The sequence below is a fragment of the Flavobacterium adiutor genome (genome assembly GCF_048282555.1).
Classification (GTDB): domain Bacteria; phylum Bacteroidota; class Bacteroidia; order Flavobacteriales; family Flavobacteriaceae; genus Flavobacterium.
This window is the reverse complement of sequence record NZ_CP182487.1, coordinates 367,665-379,767: the sequence shown is the minus strand read 5'-3', so window position 1 is coordinate 379,767 and position 12,103 is coordinate 367,665. Positions and strand designations below refer to the sequence as shown.

Sequence of the window (12,103 nt, the reverse complement as noted above, 5' to 3'; positions counted from 1 at the left end):
GAAAGTAAGGAATTTTGAATTATTGTCCATCAATTTCTTGAAATTTCACACTTTTACAGAGAGAGACCAGATCAAAACAAAAGAATTGGCTACTTTCTGGTACTAATCTCAAAAATAGGAGTCAATAAACCAAAAAGAGTCAATTCTATGTTATTATTTTTTAAATAAATTAACGGCTATTTAAATCCCCCGAAATATACTTCTTTCATAAAAATTCTATTTCCAAAAACAGGATTTATTTCTACTTTTTCCCTTTGCTCCTGATATATCGTTTCACCATTAAAATCTTCAATCTCGTAACGTATATTGTACGGAATTTTTCCTGAATTCAGAGTTGCAACCGGACGATAATCTCCAAAAAGTTTTCTTTCAAAAAAGCTCTTATTTCCGTTATCGAATTCTGTTTTTTCTGTAGAAACTATATTGAAATATTCTTTATCAATAAAAACATGATAATCTGTTTTTGGAATTGTTCTGTTTCCTGTACTCAGTGTTTTTTCAAAATAATTTAAATGATAACATAACCTTCCTTCATACATTTCATCTTCTAAAACTTCAAAATTATTCCATAAATCGAGTCTTAGATCGGTAAGAAAGTTTACTAAATCGGCATTTTTAGATAAATTATTATGATCATACGAGGTAAGTTTTGTCCATTTTGCATTTACGCCGCTTTCACGGTCATCATGACTCCAGGCTTCTGCCCCGTTCATTATTTCATAATAGCTTTCAGGCATTTTTTTTCTAAGAAGATAATTAGAATTAGTTGCCCATTTTTCTTCTGTCTGAGACACTTTATTTCCTTCAATAGTAAGTTTAGAAAAAAGGTGCACTTTTTCAATTTTTTTCAAAGCATCACTTCCTCCTAGACTGGCAATTACTTTTGCTAACAATTTAGCATTAAGCTGATACGGAATAGAATCAAGCATATTATTCCTTTGGATTTTGGTTTTTTCCAGTTTTGCTTCACGGTTGGCTTTTTCAGTTTCCCATTCTGCTTCCTGCTGCTCTATTTTTTCAAAAAAAGCTAATCGTTTTTCTTCTTTTTCTTCGGCTATTTTAAGGCCTAATTTTTTAAGATCTGCAAAACGAGTGGTATGGCTTCTTATTTTTTTATCGGCAAAATAGCCTTTATTTACTTTTTTAACTATCGAAGATCCTCTGGAATCCTGTTTGTCATTTTCAATAAGCAAATTAGCATACAGTAATGCTTTTTCTTTATTTTCAAGCAAAAAATAAGTTTCGGCTAAATTGTTGGTTACTATAAACCGGATGTTTTCGTTTGCAGGTGAAGGCGGGTATTTTAGCAATAAACTTTCCAGATATTGCAAATGCGGTAATAAAGGCCTTTCGTCTAAACCTTTTTCAAGGGTTACTTTTTCCATCTGAGCCGTAATTTCATTTTCAAATGCCAGCATTTGATTGTATTCAGAATGTCCTTTTGAAGTTACAAATTCAAACTTTATTTTAGACTCTCCTTTAGTATATCGTAATTTATAATTAAGATAATTTTGTATTGCATCAACAGACCTGTAAATCACAGTATCTAAACCTAACTCTTCAACAGTATAAAGACCACTTTTCTCTGCTTCGGCAATTTTTTTATTATTTGTAATTACTGCATCCCTCAATTTATCTTTTTGAGAACTAACACCAATTGTATAGGATTCTACAGTATTAAAATCCTCCGACAATAGAAGTTTATCAGCACATTTTGCTTCTACTTTTATCTTTACACTATAATTAGAAAATGCAAAAAACTCCCACGTATTCTTCTTTTTATCAAATGTACTATCGATTTTTGTTGCCTGATATTGTGGCAATTCAATAGTTAAATAAATTCGTAGCTTTCCATTTGCAGGATCTTTTATAAATCCTTCAATATTAAAATAATTTTTCTTTAAGATAGGCTCTTCTTGTATTAACCTCTTATCAACCTGATAAAAAGTGGTTTGAGTTAATGCATTATCGAGAACAGGAAACTCTGAATATTCAATTACAGGTATATAAAACTTCTTTTTTTTCGAGCTTATTTTTTCTTGTGCCTGAATTACAGCAATTACAAGCAAGGTGATTAAGAGTAGTATTTTTTTCATAGGCAAAAAAAAGCCATCAGAATTATCTTCTGATGGCCTTAAAGTTTTTATGTTACTATTTTTTGTTAAAAATCTGAATAGACTTATCAGAAACATAAAAGATATTCTGAGTTGCCGGGTCAATTTCATAAACCGGTTTATTGTTGTTAAAAATAATTTTATCTACTTCAACTCCGTCCGCTTTACTAACTTTTACCAAAACTTTTTCTCCTGTATCAGCTTTTGCAAAAATATAAGAGAAGTCTCTGTTTTGTTTCATCGCATTGAAACGGGAATTAAACTTAGCCGCTACTAAACCAAGAGCTGCTGCCCCTGCCGCATAAGCTTTTGCCTGATCCTGATTCGTCTTATCTTCGTTTTTTATAACGGTAGATCTCATATTACCTGAAGAATCACGGTATGTCATTGTTAATTCAGCTCCTTTTATATCACTTACTACTGAACCTATACCCATACCAATACTTCCTACAATCGCAGCACTTTTAATAAGACGTCTTGTTCCCTCTCCAGGCTGATTGTAAACATGATGGTATTTTATTGTTCCATCCATATTAACTCCCATTACCTCAACCGGCCCTGAAAGTACCACTCCCCAAGGAAACTGCTCAATGCTATTCAATTCTTTTTCTTTTTTAATATTTACTTCTGCGAATGGCTCTGGCTTATCGCTAATGCTTGGATCAAACTTGTATAATTTTTCATCATTATAAACTAAGTAGGAATTTGTAGCTTCGTCATAAGTTGGTAAAACCGGACGATCTTTTTCAAACTTAATATTACGTTTCCAAAGTTTAATTCCTGATTTGTAATCAACCATGTTTCCGTAAGTACCTGTAAGATACATTACTTTTTCACCCACTTTCCCTAAATAGTAGATTGGATCTTCTTTATCATCAGAGATTTCAATGAATTTTTTCCAAAGCTTTTCTCCATCTTTATTGATTAGCATCATTTCATTTTCTGCTACATATAAGAAATCCTGTTCGATAGGGATAACTCTTTTCAATCCGTCTCCACGAGCATCTTTTTTCCAGATTTTCTCACCTGAACTTAAGTCGTAAAAATTAAAACCGCTGTAGTGTGCTACTAAGATTTTTGTTCCCCAGTCTTCCAGATAAACAACTCTTTTTGTTTTAATAGATTCTTTCCAGATACTTTTTCCTGTATCAGTATTTAATACATTTAAATACTGTTTTGTAGAAAAAGTTCCGGCATTATTAACTACAACAATATTTTTATCATTTTGAGTTAAAAAGAATTTAGAATAATCTTCTTCACCTTTCCAGTTTAATTTTCCTGTAGCTCTGTCAAATGAATATAATTTGCCATATAGCAAATAATAAATAACAGATCCGTGTACGGTTGCAATATTTGTGTTTGCAGATTCTTTGAAAGAAAAACTAAATAATGACTTTGCTTTATCAACAGTGGTATTCCATTTCAATTCTCCTGTTTTCATGTCCAGCAAAGCGATTGCCATATCACCGTCTTTTTTCAAAGTAAGCAGATACTCATCAGTTTCAGGAATAAAATCTGATTGCGTTACCCAAAAAGATTCTTTTGATGAATTATAAACAACTTTACCCGAATCGGTATTAATGATGATATATTTGCTATTGATATAAGCTTCAACGTATGGACTTCCCGGAACGCTGGTTAAATCACTTTTTTCCTTAAAAATTTTCCCAAAATCTGGATCAGTCAAAATATCCCCTGCTGATGTTGTTCCAAAATCGTCTTTAGTAAGCGTCCAGACAATCTTTTTTGTTTCCGGATCTAAACCTTTTATAGTTCCCCCTTCTTTAAACACAACTACACCTGTAATTTGGTTCTGCACTAAATCCTGAACAGCGTTCTCTGTAGTAACAATTTCATCATATTTCCTTTGGGAAACAGCAGAAATCGAAACCGCCAGAAGTAAAATAATTGAAAAAGTAATTTTCTTCATAGTAGATTTTAATTAATGAATAGATATGCGGCAATTATGATTAAAATAATTATCTGCGAATATATACAAATTAAACTTTATTTAAGAAAATATTTCTTTCAAAACCTCGACCGATTTGGGTTTCTTGAAACCATCTAAATGAAGACTGTAGTAATCAATCAGAATCTTAAGCAATATTTGCCTTTCAATAACGTGAAAGATTTTCTGATGGTTCTCAAATTTTAAACTAAGTAGTTTTTTAAACAGACCTGTTTCATATTCTGTCAGGGAATTCAATCCTTTAAAAAGAGTAAAAACACCATTATTTAGTTCAAAATAGGGCAAATCGTACTCTGAAATATCAGGATAAAAACCCAAGTATTTGGTAGTTTCTAAAAGTAAAATTAAATGAAAATTAGAAATTTCATCGTGATGGTCGAGCCATGTGAGCGCCGTTTCTAAAAACACGAATAAGGGTTCATTTTTTTCTTCTTCCTGTATGGAATAATGCAAAATTTCAGAAATAAACATTACCATCGTACTTTTTACAAGATCTGTATGAATAGTTTGAAAAGGAACAGCTATTTTGATTTCTTTAAAATTTTCCAGACTGCCCTTGTTTTTATGAACGGCCTCAATTTCAAGAATAGACAGAGGTTGAAAATAAGCAATTTTCTGGCTTGCTTTCCGACTTGAAAAAGCGTCACGCACAAAATAAGATTTCAGTCCGTTTGAAAGTGTAAAGCATTTTACAATCAGGCTTTTTTCTTGAAATTTTAATGATGAGATTACGATTGCTTTGGTTTTAACCTGCATATATTAAATATTCAAATAGCCTTTAAATTCAGATTAGCCATGTCAAAAATTATTATTTTCTTAGTCTATTCTTCAAATTTAAAAAATAACTTTCGAAATATCTATATGACAAATTTGCTGTTAAAATTGTAAAAGTAAAAACTAAAAGATTAAAAATAATTATTGAACACAAGTTTGAAACTTTTAAGTAAAAATTAAACTTTAAAAAAGCTAATCCTACAATTTGCATCATTATAGCATGATACATATATATACCATATGATATTTTACCCAAATGATTCAATGCTTTACTTTCCAACATCAGGATTGGTTTTTCGATTAGTTGGCAAATCGTCAATCCGAATAATATCATACTGAAAAAATGATAAGCCCAATTACTCAAATTATCTTTAAAGATAGATGTTGCAAAATATACCACAAGAGTTATAAAAACAAAATATCTAATTTTTTGAATCCTTATCATTCCATTTAGTAATATGATTGAACACATTCCACTAAAAGAAAAATAAAAAAATAACATTTTATAGCTTTTTAAAAAATCAACAAAATCTGAAAAATAGAGCCAGAAATATAAAAATGTAAAAAACAACAAAAACCTTACTATATTTTTTAATGGCAATACAAAAATTAATGGCGCTATTAGCAGATAAAACTGTTCTTCTATTGCTATTGACCATAATATTTCTAAGATCCCTCCTGGCTTATATGAAGCAAAAATATTTGAAAACAAAGTGGCTGATAAAAAAATATCCTGTAACAAATTATAGTTATTTTGAAAATTAAATCCAAACCATGGTAAAATAAACCTATAATATAGTAATCCAAAGATTAATATTAAATAGTACAATGGAAAAATCCTTAAAATCCTTCTTAAAAAAAAATGCTGTAAATTAATTGAATTATAAATTGACTTCTCAATATATAATTGTCTTATAATTAAAAAACCACTTAATGAAAAAAACATACAAACAGCTTCTTCTCCTTTATCAAAAATGGAAAAATTATCATAAGAAGTAAAACCTCTATTTTTACTAAATTGAAACGTATGGAAAAACACAACCAACGATGCCAAAATAAATCTTAATGAAGTTAAATTTGGTAATCTTTTCATATTGAATCAAAATCAAATCATCTTATAATCATAACTTTCTTAACTTTTGTTTCAGTACCATCCTTTGAAGAAATAAAAACCATATAAACTCCTGAAGCTACTTTATAACGACCAAAAGCTGTTGTATCCCATTCTATAGTTCCTCCCTCCGAAATAGTTTCGTAAACGATATTCCCTTCAATATCTGTAATTTTAATATTAGCCTTATCAATTAACCCTGCAATCTTTACAGTTCCAGAATATGCTGGACGAACCGGATTTGGATAGATATAAACATTGTTCAGATTTTCATTGGCTTCTGTAGCTGATCCTTTAAAAGAGATCATTCCTTTTGTTGTTGCTATAAAAACCTCCCCGGTTTTATTATTAATTTTTATGTCGTTTATAGCATTAGCAGGTAAAGGTGAATTGTTTATTGTAAAATGATATTTTGTTTCCTGACCGTTCTCTGATACCATAAAAACACCTGAATCTGCTGTTCCAATCCATTTATTATTAGCTCCGTCTACCGCTATTGTGGTTATAGATTGTTCATACAATAATTCTTGTGCCAAACCATCTTCCATAATAATTATAGACTTTGTGGTCAATTGGTTTTCAGACTGAAAATTATTCACATTCGACAGAACTCTCAATCCCTTTGTTGTCCCAATCCATAATTGATTTTTGGAATCTACCGCCAGAGCCCTGGTATTATTAATTGGTAAATTCCCCGCATCAGTACCTTCACTGATTTTTTTAAATAGATTTCCTTTTTCATTAAAACCTACAACCCCTTCTGTATTCATTGAAACCCATTTAGTTCCGTTTTTATCAATGGTTAAATCGGTATAACTGGCATCTTCAGGTTTGACTAAAATAGTTTTCATAGAAATACTCTGCCATTGTCCATTTGTTTGCAATACTTTCAGTCCGTTATCAATCAAACTATTTGTGAGCCAGAGATTTCCTGATTTGTCAAAAGCCGCTCCATTAATACGTACATCAATGTAATTAGGCCCTACAAAAGTTAATGTTTCCAATCCACTATTTTTCTCATTATATAAAACAGAGGGTTCATTGTTTTCAATCTTTAGTAATCCGGAAAAACTAGAACTCGCATAAACCTTCTTTTCATCGTTTGGATCAACTATTATATTTACTATTGATTTTGCCCCAAATACTTTTTCATAGGGAATATTAAGCCATTCTTTTTCTCTTAAGGCACTAACACCGTAACTATCGAGGGGGTATGGATTCATTTTACCGTCATAATCTCCATATACAGCCCAAAGTACATTTGGATTAACATCGAGGGCAAAAATATTATTTCTTAGAGGACCGTCTGGAATATTATTTTCAAAAGCTGTAGAAACTGAAAGTGAAGAACTAAACAACCCATTTTCGCTTGTTCCAATATAAATAGTATCTTCAATTGCAGCTGCACAACTAAAATTTAAACTTGCGTCTAAAACCTGAGTATTCGAGATCTGGCGACTGAGAACCATTTGATTATTGTAAACATAAATTGCCCCTGGTGTAGTTATAAACAACTGGTGATTTATAGCCCTCATATCTGTCGATGTTTGAGGCAGCTGGAAAAAGCCAATAAAAGAATTGGAATTATACCTATGAATATATCCAGCATCATTAATTGCAATAAGTTCTGAATCTAAAGTTTCAACACTTGTCCAATCACCTGAATTCACAACGAACCATTGCTTATAATCTATTAAATTAGTATTAGCACTGCTTGCTCTTCTGATTCCGGCTGATGTAGCTGCATAAATAAAACCGTTAAAAAGAGTAGTTTGCTTTACGCTGATTTCAGCACCTGCATCACCAATAAAATAAGTATCTCCAAATTTTGAAGTTGTCAAATTAAACTGTACAATTCCGAAATCACAGGAAACATAAACCAATCCGCTATGCTCCATAAAATGATTGATTCTTTTTAGATTTGACGGTAGCTGTTTATTGATTATATCTACTACTTTTAGTATGCTTCCGTCTTCGTTAACAATCATTATTAGCCCATTTTCATACCCTATAATGGTCTTTTTTAAAGCCTCACTGTAATGTATTGAAGATATAGTCTGCCCTGAAAGACCGTCAATTGTTGTGGTTGTTGTGAAACCATTTTTCGCTAAATCCTTTGAAAAAAGGGCGTTTTCAGAAGCAGCTATAACTCCTATTGGGCTTATTGCAAGATCCTTAAGATTATTATACGAAAAATAGCCTTGCCAGGATAATGCTCCCTGAGAAAAACAATTTTGAACAATTATAAGAAACAGAATATAAAGAAACTTTTTTTTCATTTGCGGGAAAGATTCAGATTCACAAATATACTACAAACGAAAGTATTTGATTTTTGTTCTTTTCTAAAATTCTGTTTTAAACCTATCTGAAGGTTTAAAATTGAAAATGCCTTCAATTCTATCCTGATAAGGATGAATAAAGGCATTTTTCAAATGTAAATAAAAAAAACTATACTACTCCCTGAGCAAGCATCGCATCGGCAACTTTAACAAAGCCGGCAATATTAGCTCCTTTTACGTAGTTTACATATCCATCTTCTTCAGCGCCATATTTTTTGCACTGGTTATGAATTCCGACCATTATTTCTTTTAGTCTCAAATCTACTTCTTCACTTGTCCAGTTCAGGCGAATAGAATTTTGGGTCATTTCTAATCCAGATGCAGCAACTCCGCCTGCATTAGCCGCTTTTCCGGGAGCGAAAAGCACTTTATTGTCTAAGAACAATTTAATTGCATCTAATGTAGAAGGCATATTTGCAGCCTCAGTTACACACAAAACACCGTTATCAATAAGTTTCTGAGCATCTTCACCATTCAATTCGTTTTGAGTAGCACATGGAATCGCAATATCCACTTTCACTTCCCAAGGGCTTTTTCCTTTATGAAAAACAGCATTGGGATATTTCTCTAAATATCTTTCTGCCTTGTTATCTCCAGTTGCCCGCATTTCAAGCATATAATCAATTTTTTCTCCGGAAATCCCCTCTTCATCATAAATATAACCGTCAGGACCAGAAATCGTAACCACTTTTCCTCCAAGTTCATTTACTTTTAAAGCAACGCCCCAGGCGACATTTCCAAACCCTGAAATAGCCACTATTTTTCCTTTTATTTCGTGACCAATAGTACGAAGCATTTGATCCGTAAAATACACTACACCATAACCAGTAGCTTCGGGTCTGATTAATGATCCTCCATACGCCAGACCTTTTCCAGTTAAAACACCGGTAAATTCATTTCTGATTCTTTTATACTGACCAAATAAGTATCCTATTTCTCTTGCTCCAACACCAATATCACCGGCAGGTACATCGAGATCCGGACCAATATGCCTGCATAATTCTGTCATGAATGATTGACAAAAACGCATAATTTCACCATCAGATTTTCCTTCGGGATCAAAATCTGAACCTCCTTTTCCTCCTCCCATTGGCAATGTTGTCAGACTATTTTTAAAAACCTGCTCAAAAGCCAAAAATTTCAGAACTGAAAGATTTACTGTGTGATGAAATCTGATTCCGCCTTTATAAGGACCAATTGCTGAATTCATCTGAATTCGAAAACCTCGGTTTACAATAATTTCCCCCTTATCATCTACCCAGGGAACTCTAAAAATTATAGATCGCTCGGGTTCTGCTATTCTAAGAAGTAAGTTTTTTCCATCGTATTTTTTTTGTTCAGCTATAAACGGAATTACAGTTTCTGCGAACTCTCTGACGGCCTGAAGAAATTCAGGTTCATTTGGATTTTTTGACTCTACAAGAGCCATAAACTCATTTATTTTTTGTTTCATCATTTTGAAATAAATTTTGCTTTCAAGTCAATTATTTGCGCTTATTAAATAAGAAAACTCCATTAAGAAAACGTTTTCGTTACTCGTAACAAAGGTAAAGGAAAATCGATTTGAAAATTATTTTTTACAACAATTTTACAATAATTACGTATTTTTTAAACAAATTTAAAATTCTCATTTACAAAAATCATATTAAAGTCTAAACCGAATATTATGATTAACTTTTTAAGTGTTTTTATAGTAATTTTTTAATTGCCTAATTAATTATTTTAAAGTCGGTTATGTTTTTTTTATATATTTGCGGATGATTTGAAAGCCCAAAAACTCATGTTCAAACAAATAGCCTTAACTTTTTTTACAATATTTGGTATTACTACGGTATCAAATGCGCAATTAGCCTATGAAATTGGATTCATAGCTGGTCCAGTAGCTTTTCAGTCTGATTATGGACAGAGACACGATGAATCTACCAATATTGGAAATACTGGATTTGGAATTGGTGCGGTTCACTGGATAAACTTCTCATCTGCTGCTAATGGAAATGAATATTTTAACGAACATTTTAAAATTCGATCTGAAATTTCTTTTTCTCATACCAACTTTCAGCATTATGGAAAATGGATTGAAGGCAAGCCATCTGCGGGAAAAGAAAAACTAAAAGCGATGGATGGAAAAACCAGCATGCTTAACATTGGTACACAAATAAATTATTCGCCCTTTATGACAATTCATGAGTTCGAAAAGTATGTTGGCAGTTTTTACCCTTATTTAAGTGTTGGTGTTGTGGCTAGTTATTATGACACTAAAGCCACTTCTTCTCTTGGTCCATTAGGAACACCAGCTACAACCTTTGATAAATATTTAGTACCTTCTGACGGTCATAAATACGGCTTTTCAACTGAAAATGGCATTACACTTTCTGTACTTCTTGGAGTTGGCGTGCAATATAAACTAGATGAAATGAACGATTTGCTTTTTGAAGTACGCTATCAGGGCTTCAATTCTGACTGGATCGACGGATTAAACCCTAACAGGGATATCTACAAGGAAAATAAAGCAAATGATTCACAAGTGTGGTTTAATTTTGGATATTCCCATTACTTAGAATTCTAAAAACAACAATATAAAAACAAAACCCCAATTCTTTCGAGTTGGGGTTTTGTTTTTATGATAAAGCTTGTTCTAAATCTGCTATTAAATCTTCAGCATCTTCAATACCTACACTTAGGCGCACCAGATCGTCTGTAATTCCAACCTCTGCTCTTTTATCTGCGGGAATAGAAGCATGGGTCATTAAAGCCGGATGATTCGCTAATGACTCTACTCCTCCTAAAGACTCAGCTAAAGTAAATACTTTAAGTTTCTCTAAAAAAGCAATTGAATCCTCTTTTTTACCCGAAACGAATGAAAAAGATACCATTCCGCCAAAAGCTTTCATTTGTTTCTTAGCAATTTCATGAAACGGATGATTTGTTAATCCTGGATAATAAACCGTTTTAATTTTGGGATGGTTGCTTAGAAATTCTACCACTTTTTCTCCGTTTTCACAATGTCTCTGAACTCTTAACGAAAGCGTTTTTATTCCTCTTAAAACCAGAAAACTATCCATTGGCCCTAATGTTGCCCCAGTTGCAAATTGCTGAAAATGCAACTGTTCACCCAAAGCTTCATCTTTCACAATTAAGGCTCCGGCAATAACATCTGAATGTCCCCCTAAATACTTGGTTGCCGAATGCATTACAATATCAGCACCTAAATCAAGCGGCTTTTGTAAATAAGGCGTTGCAAAAGTATTGTCTACCGCCAGCCAGATTTTGTTTCCTTTTGTAATTTTAGCGATTTCCTCAATATCGGCCAGCTTCATTAAAGGGTTCGTGGGCGTTTCTACCCAAATTAATTTGGTGTTTTCATTTATCAAAGACTTCAGTTTTGCAATATCAGTCATATCAACAAAATGGAACTTAATTCCTGAATCTTTATAAATTCTTGAAAACATTCTATAAGTGCCTCCATACAAATCATCCATCGCAATGACTTCATCACCTGCTTTAAATGATCTCAGGATACAGTCCGTAGCTGCCAAACCTGATGAAAATGCCAGTCCGCGGGTACCGTTTTCAATACTTGCCAATGCATTTTCTAAAGCAGTTCTTGTTGGATTCGATGCACGACTATATTCGTAATCCGCCAATGGCTTACCCGGACTTGTCTGAATATATGTTGAGGTTTGATACACCGGAGGCATAACAGCTCCTGTAGCCGGATCATGATGCTGACCACCATGGATCACTTTTGTATTGAATTTCATATAGTTATAAATTTTAAACACTTAATACTTTCACA

Annotated in this window: 8 protein-coding genes; 1 reads left to right on the top strand and 7 read right to left on the bottom strand. The window is 32.5% G+C overall.

From position 1 onward, the window contains the following. Positions 1-176: 176 nt before the first annotated feature. The 6 genes from ACNC7R_RS01540 to gdhA all read right to left on the bottom strand — a co-directional run bounded on the left by ACNC7R_RS01540 (position 177) and on the right by gdhA (position 9,760). Positions 177-2,096, bottom strand: a complete 1,920-nt coding sequence (locus ACNC7R_RS01540; protein ID WP_417939237.1) for a hypothetical protein — start codon at positions 2,094-2,096, stop codon at positions 177-179. A 55-nt stretch (positions 2,097-2,151) separates the two neighbouring features. After that, positions 2,152-4,044, bottom strand: a complete 1,893-nt coding sequence (locus tag ACNC7R_RS01535; RefSeq protein WP_417939236.1) for a PQQ-binding-like beta-propeller repeat protein — start codon at positions 4,042-4,044, stop codon at positions 2,152-2,154. Positions 4,045-4,125: 81 nt separating this feature from the next. Continuing rightward, positions 4,126-4,839 (bottom strand): DNA repair protein RecO, encoded by a 714-nt coding sequence (gene recO, locus ACNC7R_RS01530; RefSeq protein ID WP_417939235.1) that lies wholly within the window; start codon positions 4,837-4,839, stop codon positions 4,126-4,128. 52 nt (positions 4,840-4,891) lie between these two features. Next, a complete protein-coding gene (locus ACNC7R_RS01525) occupies positions 4,892-5,950 on the bottom strand; it encodes an acyltransferase family protein (protein ID WP_417939234.1) in 1,059 nt (352 codons plus the stop codon). A gap of 17 nt (positions 5,951-5,967) precedes the next feature. Continuing rightward, positions 5,968-8,247: a T9SS type A sorting domain-containing protein gene (locus ACNC7R_RS01520; protein ID WP_417939233.1), complete on the bottom strand. Its 2,280-nt coding sequence runs from the start codon at positions 8,245-8,247 to the stop codon at positions 5,968-5,970. A 169-nt stretch (positions 8,248-8,416) separates the two neighbouring features. Beyond that, complete coding sequence (gdhA, locus tag ACNC7R_RS01515) at positions 8,417-9,760, bottom strand: NADP-specific glutamate dehydrogenase (RefSeq protein ID WP_417939232.1); 1,344 nt, start codon at positions 9,758-9,760, stop codon at positions 8,417-8,419. Between the two features lie 327 nt (positions 9,761-10,087). On the opposite strand from gdhA, the gene ACNC7R_RS01510 reads away from it, so the two are divergent. Further along, positions 10,088-10,873 (top strand): THC0290_0291 family protein, encoded by a 786-nt coding sequence (locus ACNC7R_RS01510; RefSeq protein WP_417939231.1) that lies wholly within the window; start codon positions 10,088-10,090, stop codon positions 10,871-10,873. 52 nt (positions 10,874-10,925) lie between these two features. On the opposite strand, the gene ACNC7R_RS01505 is transcribed toward ACNC7R_RS01510, so the two are convergent. After that, the gene (locus tag ACNC7R_RS01505; RefSeq protein ID WP_417939230.1) at positions 10,926-12,068 is read right to left on the bottom strand and encodes a cystathionine gamma-synthase; all 1,143 of its coding nucleotides are present in this window, start codon (positions 12,066-12,068) and stop codon (positions 10,926-10,928) included. Positions 12,069-12,103: the final 35 nt, after the last annotated feature.